Below are 15,469 nucleotides of genomic sequence, written 5' to 3' on the forward strand. Positions count from 1 at the left end.
ACCTTTGCGCGGGCGCGCCAAGTGAAGCGTCGAGCGGTGCGGGCTCAGCGCCCCAGCATCCAGCGGCCGGCCCGCATGGCACGCCGGCCGAGCGCGCCGCCGAGGTCCGGGAGCCGCACACCCGCCCCCGCGTCGGCCAAGCGCGAGTACCAGCGGCGGGGAGCGCTCGCCAGGACGAGGAGCGCTAGGCCCAACAGGACGAGGAGGGCGCCGAGGCGGGCGGTCCACCCCACCCCCTTGCCCGGCCCGGTGAAGGCCAGGGAGCTGCTGGAGACCACCGGCGTCTGGGACCCCGAGCCCCCACCCGACCCCGCGGTGGCCGGTGGCTTGGTCGTCGTGGTGGCGGCGGCCGCCGAGGTCGTGGTGGTCGTGGGCGCCACCGTCGTGGTGGTGGCGGCCACCGTGGTCGTCGTCGTCGGCGCCACGGTCGTGGTGGTCGTGGGGGCCGTCGTGGTGGTCGTGGGGGCCGTCGTGGTGGTCGAGCCCGTGGTGGTGGTGGTCGTGGTCGTCGTGGTGGGGTCCGGCTGCAGGAGGATCAGGCCGCCACCCGAGACGTTCGTCCCCGCCGCGAAGCAGGCCGTGGTGGCGGGACAGGCGACGTCAGAGATGTCGCTCGCCTCGGGTGGGATCGCCTCGGAGGCCCATGTCGCCCCGCTGTCACCGCTGGCGAGGAGCTCGGCCCCGCCGCCCGATGCGGTGGCGAGCGCGCTGTCGTGGAGGGCCGCGCCGAGGATGGCACGGCTGCGGGTCGCCCCGCCCAGGACGTGACCGCGCACGGTCCGGTGGCTGGCCGCCGCGGCCCGGACCCACCGGAAGGCCGTGGCCAGGCCGACGGAGCTCGTGGTGGTGGCGCCTGCGCCTGCGCCGGGGACGCTCCCACCGCCGGTGGCGCTCAGGAGCTGCCCACCGGCGAAGCACTGTGTCGTGGTGGGGAGGCAGCCGATGCCTTCGAGCGGGCCGGTGCCGGCGGGGACCGTGCCGGCCTGCCATGTGATCCCCCCGTCCGAGGTGTCCACCACGCTGGCGCCGGCCACCACGCCGGCGGACAGGCCGTCGCCGACGGCTGCACAGGACGTGGCCGACAGGCAGCTGATGCCGAAGAGCGGCCCCGTGCCCGCCGGGGTGGTCTGCGCCGTCCACGTGGCACCGCCGTCGGCGCTGGCGAAGATCGCCGCCGTGACGCCCGTGATCTGGTCGCCGCCGGCGCCGACGGCGAGGCACGACGTCGCCGACGGGCACGCCACGCCGAGGAGCTCCAGGGAGCCGGCCGGCAGCACGCCGGGCGTCCAGGTGGTGCCGCCGTCGGTGGTGGCGACGGTGACCGACGCCGTCTCGGTGGCGTTGGACCCGACGGCGACGCACGCGCTGGCCGACGTGCAGGTGACCGCCATGAGCGGGCCCGTCCCCGCCGGCAGGTTCTGGGGCGTTCCCCAGGTGGTGCCGCCGTCGGTCGTCTCGATCACGATGCCCGCGCTCGCGGTGCCGCTGTTGGACCCGACCCCGTAGCACGTGGAGACAGAGGGGCAGGCGATGCCGAGCAGCTGCCCGCTGCTCGCCGGGATGGGCTGCGGGGTCCAGGTGGTGCCGCCGTCGGTCGTGGCGTAGACGGCGCTGCCGCTGGCGTCGAAGCCGATGGCGTAGCAGGTGGTGGCCGAGGGGCAGCTGATGGGACCGAGGGACCCGGTGCCCCCCGGCAGGCCCTCGGTGGTCCAGGTGGCACCGCCGTTGGCGGTGCCAAGGACCTTCGCCACCGAGCCGTCACCGTTGGACGTCATGGCGACGCACGAGGCGGCGGGCCGGCAGGCGACGGCGGCGATGGGCCCGGTGTCGCCGGGGAGCGTCTGGGTGGTCCACGTGGCGCCGCCGTTCGTGGTCCCGACCATCACTCCGAACGTGAAGTTCTGGTCCTCGCCGCCCACCACGCACGACGTCGCCGACGCGCAGCTGACACCCTGGAACGCCCCCGCGGTGGCGGGGACGGCCTGGCTCACCCAGGTGGTGCCGTTCGCGGTGGTGTCGATCTCCGCCGCGGAGCCGTCCGCGTTGTACCCGGCGGCGACGCACATCGACACCGTGGGGCATGACACCGCCGAGAGGTCGCCGGCGCTGTTGGGGGCGTTGCGGTTCACCCACTTGGCTCCCCCGTTGGTGGTGGCGATGATGGCCGCGGCCGATCCGTCGGCGGTGGTGCCGACGGCCACGCACGTGGTGAGCGAGGCGCACGACAGGGCTTCGATCGGCCCCATGGCGGCCGGGACGGTCTGCGGTACCCAGGTGGCGCCGCCGTTGGCGGTGGCCACCACCACGGCGGTCAAGAAGTTGGGGTCGGTCCCCGCCGCCGTGCACGACGTGGCGCTCGGGCACACGACGCCGAAGAGCGCCCCGGCGGCGGCCGGAGCCGTCTGGCTCGTCCAGGTGGTGCCGCCGTCGGTGGTGGCCACGATCACGCCGGCGGTCTCGGCGGCATTGGACCCGACGGCCACGCACGACGTGGCGCTGGCGCAGCTCACGCCGAAGAGGGGCCCGGCGCCGGCGGGCGGGCTCTGGCTCGTCCAGGTGGCCCCGCCGTCGGCGCTGGCCATGATCTCGGCCCCGGTGAAGTCGGCGTTGGCACCGACGCCGATGCACACCGTCGCCGTGGGGCACGACACGCCCGACAGGGGTGAGACGGGCCCGGTGTAGGAGGCGCTGGTCTGCCACCCCGACGCCGTGGCCGAGGCGTGCGTGGACAGGAGCAGGCCCCCGCCCACGGCGGCCACCAGGGCGGCCACCACCCGGACGCGGACGCGCCCACGGCCGGTGCCGGTCGGGGGAGCGGGCCTGATGGCCACCCCGTGCGTAGGAGCGATCGCTCCGGGCGCGATCGAGCGCGTCCAGATCTGACGGCGTCGTCCAGACATCATCCCCACCCCCCCCAGAAAGCCCCCGCCGGTGGGAGTCGTCCCAGGTAGACGAACGCTACTGCCTGGACGGCGGGGTTATCAATCGGTGGGGCGGCCGCCCCGGGCGCGCGGCCCGGGGCGCCTGGTGGTCGGGACCGGCGTCGATCCGGTGACCTCACGCTTTTCAGGCGCGCGCTCTACCAACTGAGCTACCCGACCGTTGTCTGCCGCGGACAACGTCCGTGGCGGCGGTCCTGACGGGATTTGAACCCGCGACCTCCGGCTTGACAGGCCGGCGTGCACTCCAGACTGCACCACAGGACCCCGGTCAGCGTCGCCCCACCGCTGCACCCCCAACGGGATTCGAACCCGTGTTACCGCCTTGAAAGGGCGGCGTCCTCGGCCACTAGACGATGGGGGCTGGACCGATCAGGGCTTTTGCAGGTTAGCAGGGTCCCTCCCGGCGCTCACCCGGGCGCGGCGCCGTCGACGAGCCCCCACTCGGAGCCTCCGGGCGTGTCGCGGACCTCCACCCCGAGGGCCACCAGCCCGTCGCGCACGGCGTCGGCCTCGGCGAAACGGCGTTCGGACCGCGCCGCCTCGCGCAGCGACAGGGCGAGATCGACGAACGGGCCCACCACGGTCGCCGGGTCGCGGGTGCCGCGCTCGGCCACCGTGCCCAGCTCCGCCACCATGGTCCGCAGGCTGGCGCGACCGCGGTCGAGCGCGTCGGACTGCAGGGTGTCGGCGCTCCAGGCCCACAGCTCGTCGTCGAGCGCCAGCACGGCGCGCACCATGCCCTCGGCGTCCGAGCCGTCCCGGGCGGCGCGGAACGACTCTTCGTGGAGCCTGATCGCGCTCAGCAGGGGCGGGCCGTCGCGGTCGGCCGACCCCGCGCCCGCCCCGGCGGCACCTCCTGGCGTCCCGGCTGCCGGGCCGCCGGCTGTGTCCGTGCCGGGCACCGCCGTGCCGGGCACCGCCGTGCCGGGCACCGCCAGCGCGGCGTCGCCGGTCCCCCCGGCGGCGAGCTCGGCGGCGAGCCCGGGGATGCGGTCGAAGGGCACCGTCTCCCCGGCCTCGATCCGCACGGACCGGCCCCGCACCCGCACGGTGACCCCCCCGTGGCCCTGCACGGCGGCGGTGCCGGCGTCGAGGTCCACGCACAGGGCGGTGTGCTCGTCGACCCCCAGGACGAAGGCGCCCTCGGGGAGCTCGCGCTCCAGGGCCGCCAGCCGGTCCTCCCCCAGGTAGCAGAAGCGCGTGTCGTGGGTGCCGCCCTCGGCGTTGTCGTAGTGGGGGATGAGGGCAACCCGCAGGCCGAGGGGCGCCAGCAGGTCGAGCCCCGGGGCCCAGCGCGGGTGCTCGCCCACCTTGTAGACCTCGTAGACGGGTACGGTGACCACGCCCAGGGTGAGCGCCGCCGCCGACGAGAAGGTGAGGGCCCCCCCGAGGGCCAGCTTCTCGGCCAGGACCGAGGGGACGAGGGTGCCCTGCCACTGGCGCAGGGCATAGGTGGGGCTGCCGGGGCCGGCGAACACCAGCGCCGCCGCCACCAGCCGGGCGATGACGGCGTCGCCCCCGGGCCCTTCCAGGTCCGCCGCGGACCGCATGCCGGCGACGTCCAGGGTGGCCCCGACGCTGTCGCGGAAATACGAGACGGTGCGCGCCGCGATCTCCGCCGCGTTGGTCTGGAACCCGAAGGGGGTGTCGAGGAGCAGGGCCCGGACCGGCCCCGGCCCCAGCCGCTCGACCACGGCACGGTGGACCTTCACCATGGTCGGCGCCGTCTCGCCCGACCCCATGATCGTCAGCAGGCGGGGCCCGGACATCGCAGCGCGAGATCTTACGGGTCCCGGCCTCTCACCGGTCCCGTGGGTCGGGAGCGGTGGCGCCGCCCTTGGGCAGCCCGGCGGCCAGGGCGTCGACGATCTCCCCCTGCAGCATGCTCAGGTACTGGTAGACGGTGAATTGGTCCGACCGCGGGTCGTCGGGCTCGATCTCCACCACGTCCTCGCTGACGTCGAGCTGGGTCCCGAGGACCAGGCGCAGGACCTCGACGGCCCCCAGCCACCCGTGCAGCTCGTCCTCGTCGATGCTGGTCTCGTCCACGGTGTCGGTCAGGACCGCGAGGGCGTGGCGATGGTGATCGAGGAGCTGGGCCCCCATCATCTCCCGGTACTCGGCCTGGGCCGCCTCGTCGTCGGGGTAGGCGACGGGGAAGAGCCGCTGCGCCGACGGCTCGTCGTGCTCCACCAGCTCGCGGGCCTGCTCGGGCAGGGCCCGCAGCAGCTCGCGCTCGGGGAGCTCCAGGCCGGGGCGGATGCGCCCCTGGCGGTCGCGCCCGAAGCGCTTCCGCCCGATCACCGGCACCACCCGATCAGCGGGCACGGCCCCGTCAGCGGGCACGGCCCCGTCACCGTCTCCGCCCCGTCACCGTCTCCGCCCCGTCACGACGACTGCTCCATGGTGGCCCACAACCCGTGCTCGTGGAGCCGGAAGACGTCGAGCTCCGCCCGCTCGCGGGGCCCCGAGGTCACGACGGCCCGGCCCTTGTGGTGGACGTCGAGCATCAGCTTGGTGGCCTTGTCGCGGCTGTAGCCGAAGAGCTTCTGGAAGACGTAGGTGACGTACGACATCAGGTTGATGGGGTCGTTCCACACGATGACCATCCACGGCCGGTCCGGGCGCACGTCCTCCCCGCCCTCGGGCCGGTCGACCTCGACGGGCCGGACCTCGGTCCCGGGCCCCGTCATCGGGGGGCCGGCGTCGGCGACGCGGCGTCGGCGGGGATCCCGAGGGCGGGAGCGGGAGCGCCGGGGGCGTCGGCCCGGGGTGCCGGCGCGCGGGCGAGCCCGTCGTGGAACCACAACATCGCCGACCACACCACGGTGGCCCCGAAGACGTGCACGCCCACCAGGAGGGGCGGAAGGTGGATGAAGTACTGGGTGTACCCGATGACGCCCTGGGCCACCATGGCGGCGAGGAGGAGCCGGGCCCGCTCCGCCACCGTGGCCGGCGCCCCGCTGCGCCCCAGGAGCACCAGCACCACGAGCGTGAGGCCGACGAGCACGAGCACGATCCCCGAGTGGACCCGTGCCATGTCGGCCAGGGCCACGGGCACCCGCTTGGCGCCGGGGCCACCGGCGTGCGGCCCGGCCCCCGTGGTGGCCGTGCCGGCGGCCAGCGCCACGACCAGGACGCCGACCATCGCCCGGGTCACCCCGACGACGCTGCGGTCCACGACCGGCACGCGCCGCCCGGTCCCGGGCTCGCGGCCCGCCCGCAGGGCCAGCACCACGGCGTCGCTCAGCACGGCGATGCCCAGCATGAAGTGGGCCATGACCACGTAGGGATTGAGCTTGGTGTAGACGACCACGGCCCCGAGGACGGCTTCGCCCACCACGCCGGCCACCAGGCCGCCCGACAGCCAGACGAGGTCGCGCCGGGCCGGCGCCCGCCGCAGGGCCGCCACCAGCGTGACGACCGTCAGGATGCACAGGACCACCACCACCATGCGGTTGCCGAACTCCACGGCCGGATGGAACGCCAGCGGCGGCGTGAGGTGGTGGCGGGCGCAGGTGGGCCAGTCGGGGCAGCCGAGCCCCGAGTCGCTCAGCCGGACGGCCGCGCCCGTCACGATGTTGAGGAGCACCACCGCCACCGCCAGCTGGGCGATGCGGAGGAAGGAGCGGGGGCCGACGGCGGCGAGTTTCACCGGACGGTCATCGTACCGGCGGGGCGCCGGGCCCCCCTCGGCGCGGCCGGGGTCGTGGGACGGGCGCGGCCGGGAGTGCCGTCGTAGACTCCCCCCGATGTCCCTGCTGAATCCCGCCATCCCCCGCAGCGTCCGGGCGGGAGGAGCGAGAGTGCGTACCTACGTGGCGCTGACCAAGCCGCGCATTATCGAGCTGCTGCTGGTCACGACCCTGCCCACCATGCTCGTGGCCGACCGCGGCGTGCCCTCGGTGGCGCTCATGGCAGCCACGCTGCTGGGTGGGACACTGGCCGCCGGCGGGGCCAACGCCCTCAACATGGTGCTCGACCGCGACATCGACCGGGTCATGCACCGGACCCGCCACCGCCCGCTGGTGACGGGCGACGTCACCCCGCTCGCCGCCACCGTGTTCGCCGTCACGCTCGAGGCGGTGGCCTTCGCCGAACTGTGGGCGTGGGTCAACCTGCTGTCGGCGGTGCTGGCCGTGGCGGCCACGGCGTTCTACGTCGTCGTCTACACGCTGTGGCTCAAGCGCACCTCCAGCCAGAACATCGTGATCGGCGGGGCGGCCGGTGCCGTGCCCGTGCTCGTGGGGTGGGCGGCGGTCACCGACCGGCTCGGCTGGGCGCCGCTCGTGCTCTTCGCGGTGATCGTGATCTGGACCCCGCCACACTTCTGGGCGCTCGCCATCCGCTACCGCGAGGACTATGCGGCCGCCAACGTCCCGATGCTTCCGGTGGTGGCCACGTTCCGTCGCACCGCCCGGCAGATCCTGCTGTACACGGTGGTGCTCGTGGCGGTGACCGTGCTGTTCGCGGCGGTGGGCCACATGGGGGCGCTGTACCTGGCGGGCGCGATCGTGCTCGGGGCCCTGTTCGTCGTGTTCGCGCTGCGACTGCGCCGCGACCAGACGCCGCGTGCCGCCATGGCGCTGTTCCGGTACTCGATCACGTACCTCACCCTGCTGTTCGTCGCCATGGCCGGCGACGTGCTCATCCGATTCCATTGACGGCCCCGGCCGGCGGGCGGGTGTCCCGCCCGGCGCGCCGCCGGGCCCTGTCCATCGCCGCAGGCGTGGTCCTCGGGGCCGTCCTGTGGCTGGCGCTGACCCTGACGGGCGGTCCCGGTCCGCACCAGGCACCCGCCTTCTCGCTGCCGCGTCTCGGCGGCGGCCCCGCGGTGGCGTACCCGGTGCGCGGTGCCGAGGCCCGGCGTCCCGTGGTGCTCGTCTTCTTCGCGTCGTGGTGCACGCCGTGCCGCGCCGAGCTGCCCGCCGTGGCCCGCGTCGCCGACCAGGTCCGGGGGGCGGGCGGTCACGTGCTCTTCCTGGGTGTCGACGGCAACGATGATCCCGCCAGCGGCCTCTCCTTCGCTCGGCACAGCGGCGTGTCCTTCGCCGTGGGCGCGGACCGTGACAGCTCGCTGGCGCCGAAGTTCTCGTTGGTCGGCTACCCGGGCACGGTGTTCATCGACGCGTCGGGGAATGTCGCCGGGAGCGTCCGCGGTCCGGTGACCCGGGCCACCCTCGAGCGCTGGGTCTCGCGCCTTGGCGCCACCTGACGACACGACCGGAGGGCCTGATCGGCCGGCCGCCCCGGACGCGGCCCGATGTTCCCCGGTAGTGTCGGCGCCGTGCCGAACCGCGCCGGCGTGGGGGATGCCCGGGTCGCCGGGCGGGTCGCATCCCCGCCGCGCGACGCCGGCATGGCGCCGAGCGACGCCGGCTCCATGAACGGCGACGCCGGCTCCATGAACGGCGACGCCGGCGCTCACGACCCGTCGGCGCCCGTCGTCGACCGGGCGGCGGCGTTCGCCCGCGGCGCGCCGAGGATCCCCCGCAAGGCCGTCCTCGTCGTCCTGGCTGCCGCCGTGGTGCTCGGCGGCGGCGGGGTGGCGCTCGAGCACCTCCTGGCGGGCGCCGGGCTGAACCCGGGAGCCACCGGCTCAACGGGCGCCACCGGCTCAACGGGCGCCACCGGCGCTCGAGGCGGGCCGTCGCGCCGGGCGACGACGGGGCCGGTCCTGGCACCCCCGGTCTCGGAGCCGGCGCGTCAGATGAGCGCCCGCCTGTCGTCGTTCATGGGCATCGCCACCCCCAGGCCCGCGCCCGCCCCGTCGCTCGCCCTCGTCGACCAGGCGGGCACCCCGGTGTCGCTGTCCGCCCTGCGGGGCAGCGTGGTGGTGATCACGTTCTTCGGGGCGCCGTGCACCGACATCTGCCCCGTCCTGGGCCCCGAGATCGCCGCCGCCGACGCCGCGCTGGGCCCGGCGGCCTCCCGCGTGGTGTTCCTCACGGTGAACACCGATCCGCTGCACCTGGCGCGCCTGCCCGCTCCCGCGGCGGTGACCGGCGTCGGACTCGGCGCCGGCGCCCTGGCGAATTGGCACTTCCTGACGGGGTCGGTGCGACAGCTCGATCCGGTCTGGCGCCGGTACGGCGTCGCCATCACCGCCTCCGCGGCCACGGGAACGGTGGCGCACAACGACGTCATGTACTTCGTCGACCCGACCGGTGTGATCCGGTACCGGGCCACGCCGTTCGCCGACGAGAGCGCCGCCGGCGTGTTCACCCTCCCTCCGGCCAGCCGGACGCGCTGGGCGGAAGGCATCGCCTCGTACGCCCGACGGCTCCTGCAGGGTGCGTCGTGACGGGCCCCACGGGTGCCACCTCGACGCTGGCCCAGCCCGCCGGCCCGGACGCCGGCGCCGCCCGGGTGCCGTGGTACCGGCGCCGGGCGGTCCTCGTGGTGGCGGGGATCGTGGTGGTGGTCGCGGCCGCGGTCGTCGTCGACCTCCCCCGCCACGCCTCACGGTCGTCGCAGGTCGCCACCGACGCCCAGGTCGTGGACGAGATCAACACCGACATCGGCCCGTGCCGGTACGCGGTCACCGAGGCGTTCACCCTGTACCGCGCCCTGACCGACCCCGCCACGTCGGCCGCCGACCGGGGCCGTGTCCCCGCCCTGCTCACGGACGACCAGCGGGTGTGCTCGTTCACCGACTCCGACATCGTCGACCTCGCCAGCATCGAGATCCCGGGCACGGCGGCCGGGTCGCACCTGCGCCGCGTCGTCGACTCGGTGACGCTGTGGGTCACGGGCGACGCCCTGGCGGCCGTCGAGGCGATCCAGACCCTGGCGGCCAAACCGGCCGACGCCACCGCCCTGGCCTCGCTGGACAGGGCCCGGCACGAGATGGTGGCCGACCAGAGGATCGTCGCCGCGCAGCTGGCGGCCGCCGAGCGGGCACTGGGCGCCAGACCGGGGCATCCCGACCTGCCGCGGCTGCCGCTCCCGGCGCCGCCGCGCTGAGGGGATCGCCGGGCCGACCGGTCCGGCGGCGTGGCACCGGTCCGGCTCGGCCGGGTCGTTCAGCGGTCGGGCTCGGGGCGGTGCCCGGCGCCGGCGGCCGCCCACGACCGGCGACGCCCCTCGCGCACCAGGCGGTGCATCTCGTTGTCGGGGTCGTCGTCGGTCCGCAGCCAGGACATCAGGTTCCAGAAGATCACCGGGATGAATGCGCAGATCGCCGCGAGCCACAGCACGCCGGTGGTGAGCTGCTGGTCCGCCCACACGCTCACCCCGCGCCCGGGCACGTGGAGGTAGGCGCGGTACCACGAGGCGTGGGCCAGGCCGAGGACGTACGCCGCCGCCCACACGGCCCACATGGCGAAGGCCGCCAGCGCGGCGCGCCTGGGGTGCGCGAGGCGGGGCGTGAGCGGAGGGGACGCCACGCACTCCAGCCACAGCGCCACGCCGCACGCCACGAGGCTGGCGGCCTCGGCCACCACCAGCCACGGATGGCGGGCCAGGGCGTCGACCGCGGCGGGCACGCGCCAGGCCACGATGACGCCCACGTCGAGCGCCAGGACGGCGAGGCTCCGTACGAACTCCGGGTGCCGCCGCCGGGCCGCCTGCAGGCGGTCGACGGGCCCGGCCGCACGCGACGCCGCCGACCCGGGCCGGGCCCCGGCTGACGGGGCCGCCAGCCGGAGGAACCGCCACGGCGCGCCCAGCACGAGCAGGGCGGGTACGGCGATGGCGAAGAGGGCGAACTGGACGGCCTGGGCGTACTCGAGCCGACGGGCCTCGGTGGACAGCGGCGGCACGAACGCCACCACGAGGAGGATCACGGCCAGGACGGCGAGCAGGCGGCGCGTCCCGTCGGTGTCCGGCGGCCGCCCGTCGGCGACCGCGCCGGTCACCGGGTGGAGCGGCGCTGGAAGAACCCCCACAGGCACACGAGGGCGAGCGTTCCCACGGGGATGGCGAAGGTGAGGACCTGGGGCCCGATGAAGCTGTCCGTCCCTGCCGGCATGTGGCCGCCTTTCGCCGCCGCCCTCGGCAACCCCCCGCCGGCGCCGGTCACGCTCCGGGCGGGCTGCCGATCGTGCGGATCAGATCACGTAGAAGAGTACCCAGAACAGCACGCTCACGAGGCCCATGAACCCCCAGAAGTACGAGCAGCCCTCCAGGTTGGCCCGGAAGAGCCGGGCCACGGGGAGCGCCGAGCGCGCCGCCCCGCCCTCCTCGGCCACGGCCCGGCGCAGGCGCAGCGACCGGGCCAACAGCGTCTCGAGCCAGTACACCCCGCCGAGCAGCAGGGCGATGTTCATCGCCGCCCACCCCACGAAGCACGAGGCGTAGCCGCTCGAGCCGGGGAAGAACGGGAGCTGGGTGAGCTCCCACACCTGCAGCCCGACGGCGAGCAGCCCGCCGCCCACGGCGGTCCAGCCCGCCACCTCCCAGTCGAGGGTCAGGCCCCGGCGCAGGCGCAGCGTCCCGTAGGCGTTGAGGACGGCGCTCGCCACCACCACGGCGAAGATCGCCGCGCCGATGCCGGTCGGCGCCGTGATGCCACCAGGGCGCCACAGCTGTTCGCTGTTGGCCGACCGCAGGTAGAAGTAGGCGAAGGCGAGCGAGGCGAAGGCGAAGGCGACGATGCCGATGAGGAGGCGTCCGCCGGTCCACATGGCGCCCTCGGCGGAGCGCAGCTCGTACTCGATCTCCTCGGGCGTCTCGCGCAGGGTCGGCGTGTCGGCCACGGCGTTGGCTCCCCCTCGGCTCATCGGGTCGGGTGTCATGCGATCGGCGGCCTGGGGTCGAACTCGCCCTCGCCCCCGGTGCCCGGCGGCGACAACGCCTCGGGCGACACCGCCGAGTCCTCGGGGACCGCACCCACGGACACGAGCGATCCCACCCCGAGGTCGGCGACCGCCGGGGCGTCAGGCTCGCTGTAGTGGTACGGGTCGGCGAGGACGACGGGGATGCGCGTGAAGTTGTGCTCCGGCACGGGCGTGGCGGTCTGCCACTCCAGTCCCCGCGAGTCCCACGGGTTGGCCGGGGCGGGCTTGGGGTCGATGAACATCGACCACACGAAGTTGGCCACGAAGATGAGGAACGACGCGCCGAGCAGGAAGGCGCCCGCCGAGGAGATGTCGTTCAACGTCTGGAGCCGCTGAGCGTACTCGAACACCCGCCGGGGCTGCCCGAGGATCCCGACCATGAACAGCGGGAAGAACGTCAGGTTGAAGAAGACGAACATCGTCCAGAAGTGCCACTGGCCGAGCTTCTTGTTCATGGTCTTGCCCGTCATCTTGGGGAGCCAGAAGTAGAGGCCGCCGAAGAAGGCGAAGACCAGGCCGCCCATGATCGTGTAGTGGAAGTGGGCCATGACGAAGAAGCTGCCGTGCACGGTGACGTTCACCGGGACGTCGGAGAGGAACACACCGGTCACGCCGCCGATCAGGAAGTTGAAGTACATGCCGAGCGCGAACAGCATCGGCACCTCGAACCTGATCTTGGCTTTCCACAGCGTGCCCAGGCCGACGAGATAGATGAACCCCGTCGGGATGGAGATGAGCTCGGTGGTGAGCATGAACAGCGGCCGCATGTCGGGGTTGATGCCGCTCTGGAAGAGGTGGTGCTGCCATACGAAGAACGACAGCAGCGTGACCCCGATCATGCCCGCCGCGCCCACGCGGTAGGCGAACAGGGGCTTGCGCGTGAACACCGGCAGCATCTCGGCCACGATGCCGAAGCCGGGCAGGGCCATGATGTAGACCTCGGGGTGCCCGAAGAACCAGAAGAGGTTCTGCCACAGGAACTGGCTGCCCCCGTGCTCGGCCACGAAGAACCCGGTCTGCGCCGTGCGGTCGAGGATCCCGAACAGGCCGGCCGTCACCAGGGTCGGGGTGGCCAGCGTCAGCAGGGACGCCGTGGCCAGGATGGACCACACGAAGATCGGCACCCTGCCCCACGTCATGCCGGGCGCCCGGTAATTGATGATGGTGGCGGCCAGGTTGAAGCCCGCCGCGATCATGCCGATGCCGATGACCGCGAAGCCCACCAGGTAGGCGTCCATTCCCACCGAGGCCTGGGTCTGCAGCGGGGCGTAGCCCGTCCAGCCCGTGGGGAAGCCGCCCAGGGGGAGGGCGCTCAGGATGACGAGGTACCCCGCCGCGAAGATCCACAGCGAGAACGCCTCCACCCGGGGGAAGGCCATGCGCCGGCTGCCGATCATGAGGGGCACCAGCCAGTTGCCGAGCGGGCCGATCACGATGGACGACGCCATCATCATCATGATCGTCCCGTGCTCGCCCACGATCGAGATGTAGGTGCCCGGCCCGAAGACGTGGCTGGTGGGGTTCAGCAGCTCCGTGCGGATGGCCATGGCCAGCAGCCCGCCGGTGAAGAAGAACAGCAGCACGACCACCGTGTACTGCAGGCCGATGACCTTGTGGTCGAGCGACGGGCGCATGAAGCGCGTCCAGTTCGACGGCGAGGTGGGCGGCAGGGGCTCGCGCCCCACCATCTTGGCCAGGGGGTAGTTGAGCATCCCTGCGCCCGCCAGCCATCCGAGCACCCCGAAGGCGAGGCCCAGGACCACGGCCACGTTGTTCTCGCCGCTGTTGGCCACGTTGATGTAGCCGGCGGCGAGGAGGTTGCCGATCCAGTGCCCGAGGGCGTAGCCGCCGACGGCCAGGACCAGGGCCGTCCCGAGGTGCTGGCCCAGCCACGCCGGGCGGCGTCCGAGCGGCCGGGGGCCGGGCGGCGCCCCTCCGGTGCCCGCGTCCACGGACTCACGCATGCCGAGTGCCATCGCTCTCAGCCGTCCTTCCCGTCCCGCAGGCGACAAGCGGGAACGATTCGTGCTCTCGACGTCACGGCGTCAGCCCCCACGGCGGTGGTCACGACGCCGGCTTGGTCGCGCCGTACTGCTCGACCTTGCTGTAGGGGTCGACGTTGTCGGGGTAGAAGCCGCCGGCCGCCCCGTTGGCGTCGGGGACGTAGGTGTAGGCGAACGCCGGCAGGAGCTTGGTGGCGGGGGCGAGGTCGGCCTCGGTGGTGTTGGCCCAGTTCTCGAAGGCGTCCTTCGACACCACGCTGCCGTTGTTGAACATCGCCCCGTGCCACAGGCCGCACAGCTCGGCGCACCGCACCGTGAACGTCCCCAGCTGCTTCGTGGTCGTGTAGGCGACGTTGTCCTGCGACGGGTTGGCGTCGGCCTTGACCCCGAGCTGGTAGGCCCAGAAGGAGTGGATCACGTCGAGCGACGTGACGTGGAAGGCGATGGTGGTGTCGACCGGCAGCATCAGCTGGGCCGACTCGAACCCGCCGAAGGTCGGGTACCGGTAGGTGAACTTCCACTGCTGGCCGATGACCTGGACCGGCAGCACGTTGTGGGAGGCCGGCGTCCAGATGGGGTTGGGGCCCTCGCCGCCGCCGGCACCGGCGGGCACGACCAGCTCGACGGTGCCGAAGACGAACATGGCCAGGACCACCACGGTGGTGATGCCGATCCACCCGACCTGGATGCCCAGGTGGCCGCGCGCCTGCGGGCCGCCGACGGGCTCCTGCGCCCCCACCTTGGAGGCCCGCCAGGTGATGAGGGCGTAGGCCCCGTACACCCACACCGCCAGCACGACCGGCAGCGCCACCATGAACAGGACGTTGAAGTCGAACTGCTGGCCGCTGGCGGTGTCGGACATGGCGCCGGGGGGGATGTGGGGGCCGGCCAGGAAGTAGAAGAGCGGCTCGGTCACCGCCGACAGGACCACCCAGATCAGCAGCAGCCGCCGGAAGTGGTGGGGGCCGGTGCCCCCCGCCGGGCTCACGCCGTCACCTTCAGGAACCCGCCCATGTACCCGAGGGTCTGCATGGGCCCGCCGTTGCCGTAGAGATAGCCGAGCCCGCACGGGACGAAGCACTGCCACGGGTACTGGCCGGGCCCCGGCGTCGTGAACGAGAACTGGATGACGTTGTGGTCGTAACTGGTGGCGCAGGGCGCCACCGAGCACGGGTTCTTGGCGTCGCCCGAGATCCCGTACAGGGGCACGCTGACACCGAGGGCCGGGATGGTGAAGGTGTGGCCCACCCCGTTGGCGCTGCCGTTGGAGTCGATCAACGACAACGGCTTGGCGTTCAGCGAGGCGTCCGTCGTCCCCTGGACCAGCCCGAACTGCTGGTTGCGCAGGGGGCTGCCGCTGTCGTACTGGTCGATCGTCACGTTCACCCGGGTGTGGGCCGGAAGGTCCCAGAGCGTGGTGTGGACCCACTGGCCGTCGGGGGCCTTCGTGAGGTACGACACCCACGTCGGGTGGATCCCGAAGCCGATCGACGGCACCGTCTGCACCGTCATGTCGACGGGCTGGCCGGCTTGGTGACCGCTGGTGAAGTCGACCGTCGGGGGCGACGAGCGCAGGAACGCCATGACGGCGAAGACGACGAGGCCCACGGCCACGGCGAACAAGGCGAAGACGATGCCCAGCCTTCCCGTTCGGGACACCCCCAGAAGGCCTCCTCCGGTCGCCCGGCGCCGCCTGCCGGCTGAGTCACCGCCTGATGGGACGATGAAGAGTCGAGCACCTACT

General features: G+C 73.6%; 14 protein-coding genes and 3 tRNA genes. 4 read left to right on the plus strand and 13 right to left on the minus strand.

The annotated features are described in order from the left end of the window. Nucleotides 1-44: 44 nt before the first annotated feature. The 8 genes from VMV22_04765 to VMV22_04800 all read right to left on the minus strand — a co-directional run bounded on the left by VMV22_04765 (nucleotide 45) and on the right by VMV22_04800 (nucleotide 6,597). Nucleotides 45-2,831 (minus strand): hypothetical protein, encoded by a 2,787-nt coding sequence (locus VMV22_04765; protein ID HUY21634.1) that lies wholly within the window; start codon nucleotides 2,829-2,831, stop codon nucleotides 45-47. A gap of 194 nt (nucleotides 2,832-3,025) precedes the next feature. Beyond that, nucleotides 3,026-3,101, minus strand: a tRNA-Phe gene (locus VMV22_04770). 30 nt (nucleotides 3,102-3,131) lie between these two features. After that, nucleotides 3,132-3,206, minus strand: a tRNA-Asp gene (locus VMV22_04775). 24 nt (nucleotides 3,207-3,230) lie between these two features. Continuing rightward, a tRNA-Glu gene (locus VMV22_04780) sits at nucleotides 3,231-3,303 on the minus strand. Between the two features lie 46 nt (nucleotides 3,304-3,349). After that, nucleotides 3,350-4,711 carry a hypothetical protein gene (locus tag VMV22_04785; GenBank protein HUY21635.1) on the minus strand — a complete coding sequence of 454 codons (1,362 nt, stop codon included), beginning with the start codon at nucleotides 4,709-4,711 and terminating at the stop codon, nucleotides 3,350-3,352. A gap of 31 nt (nucleotides 4,712-4,742) precedes the next feature. Next, the gene (locus tag VMV22_04790; GenBank protein HUY21636.1) at nucleotides 4,743-5,288 is read right to left on the minus strand and encodes a DUF2017 family protein; all 546 of its coding nucleotides are present in this window, start codon (nucleotides 5,286-5,288) and stop codon (nucleotides 4,743-4,745) included. A gap of 41 nt (nucleotides 5,289-5,329) precedes the next feature. Next, on the minus strand, nucleotides 5,330-5,635 hold the full coding sequence (gene clpS / locus VMV22_04795; GenBank protein HUY21637.1) for an ATP-dependent Clp protease adapter ClpS: 306 nt from the start codon (nucleotides 5,633-5,635) through the stop codon (nucleotides 5,330-5,332). Further along, nucleotides 5,632-6,597, minus strand: a complete 966-nt coding sequence (locus tag VMV22_04800) for a COX15/CtaA family protein (protein HUY21638.1) — start codon at nucleotides 6,595-6,597, stop codon at nucleotides 5,632-5,634. Before VMV22_04800 ends, clpS begins: the two co-directional genes overlap by 4 nt. A 97-nt stretch (nucleotides 6,598-6,694) precedes the next feature. Between VMV22_04800 and VMV22_04805 the strand changes: the two genes are divergently transcribed. The 4 genes from VMV22_04805 (at nucleotide 6,695) to VMV22_04820 (ending at nucleotide 9,908) form a co-directional block, all read left to right on the plus strand. Continuing rightward, nucleotides 6,695-7,606 carry a heme o synthase gene (locus VMV22_04805; protein HUY21639.1) on the plus strand — a complete coding sequence of 304 codons (912 nt, stop codon included), beginning with the start codon at nucleotides 6,695-6,697 and terminating at the stop codon, nucleotides 7,604-7,606. Then, the gene (locus tag VMV22_04810) at nucleotides 7,603-8,157 is read left to right on the plus strand and encodes a TlpA disulfide reductase family protein (GenBank protein ID HUY21640.1); all 555 of its coding nucleotides are present in this window, start codon (nucleotides 7,603-7,605) and stop codon (nucleotides 8,155-8,157) included. The genes VMV22_04805 and VMV22_04810 overlap by 4 nt, the downstream gene beginning before the upstream one ends. A 72-nt stretch (nucleotides 8,158-8,229) precedes the next feature. Next, nucleotides 8,230-9,246, plus strand: a complete 1,017-nt coding sequence (locus VMV22_04815; protein HUY21641.1) for an SCO family protein — start codon at nucleotides 8,230-8,232, stop codon at nucleotides 9,244-9,246. Next, entirely contained in the window at nucleotides 9,243-9,908 is a 666-nt protein-coding gene (locus VMV22_04820) for a hypothetical protein (GenBank protein ID HUY21642.1), read from the plus strand. The genes VMV22_04815 and VMV22_04820 overlap by 4 nt, the downstream gene beginning before the upstream one ends. Nucleotides 9,909-9,967: 59 nt before the next feature. Here VMV22_04820 and VMV22_04825 read toward each other — a convergent pair whose 3' ends face one another. The 5 genes from VMV22_04825 to VMV22_04845 form a co-directional block, all read right to left on the minus strand. Continuing rightward, nucleotides 9,968-10,801 carry a cytochrome c oxidase assembly protein gene (locus VMV22_04825; protein HUY21643.1) on the minus strand — a complete coding sequence of 278 codons (834 nt, stop codon included), beginning with the start codon at nucleotides 10,799-10,801 and terminating at the stop codon, nucleotides 9,968-9,970. Nucleotides 10,802-10,993: 192 nt separating this feature from the next. Continuing rightward, a complete protein-coding gene (locus tag VMV22_04830) occupies nucleotides 10,994-11,665 on the minus strand; it encodes a hypothetical protein (protein HUY21644.1) in 672 nt (223 codons plus the stop codon). An 11-nt stretch (nucleotides 11,666-11,676) separates the two neighbouring features. After that, nucleotides 11,677-13,686 carry a cbb3-type cytochrome c oxidase subunit I gene (locus tag VMV22_04835; GenBank protein HUY21645.1) on the minus strand — a complete coding sequence of 670 codons (2,010 nt, stop codon included), beginning with the start codon at nucleotides 13,684-13,686 and terminating at the stop codon, nucleotides 11,677-11,679. Nucleotides 13,687-13,786: 100 nt separating this feature from the next. Beyond that, complete coding sequence (locus VMV22_04840; protein ID HUY21646.1) at nucleotides 13,787-14,713, minus strand: cytochrome c oxidase subunit II; 927 nt, start codon at nucleotides 14,711-14,713, stop codon at nucleotides 13,787-13,789. Beyond that, nucleotides 14,710-15,384 carry a hypothetical protein gene (locus VMV22_04845; GenBank protein ID HUY21647.1) on the minus strand — a complete coding sequence of 225 codons (675 nt, stop codon included), beginning with the start codon at nucleotides 15,382-15,384 and terminating at the stop codon, nucleotides 14,710-14,712. The genes VMV22_04840 and VMV22_04845 overlap by 4 nt, the downstream gene beginning before the upstream one ends. Between the last annotated feature and the right edge of the window lie 85 nt (nucleotides 15,385-15,469).

The sequence above is a fragment of the Acidimicrobiales bacterium genome, assembly GCA_035531755.1.
Taxonomy (GTDB): domain Bacteria; phylum Actinomycetota; class Acidimicrobiia; order Acidimicrobiales; family UBA8190; genus DATKSK01.

Bases quoted from the DNA above. Each gene is read 5' to 3' on its own strand.
- VMV22_04830 (HUY21644.1), bottom strand. From the start codon at position 11,665: ATGAGCCGAGGGGGAGCCAACGCCGTGGCCGACACGCCGACCCTGCGC.
- VMV22_04785 (HUY21635.1), bottom strand. From the start codon at position 4,711: ATGTCCGGGCCCCGCCTGCTGACGATCATGGGGTCGGGCGAGACGGCG.
- VMV22_04835 (HUY21645.1), bottom strand. From the start codon at position 13,686: ATGCGTGAGTCCGTGGACGCGGGCACCGGAGGGGCGCCGCCCGGCCCC.
- VMV22_04805 (HUY21639.1), top strand. From the start codon at position 6,695: ATGTCCCTGCTGAATCCCGCCATCCCCCGCAGCGTCCGGGCGGGAGGA.
- clpS (HUY21637.1), bottom strand. From the start codon at position 5,635: ATGACGGGGCCCGGGACCGAGGTCCGGCCCGTCGAGGTCGACCGGCCC.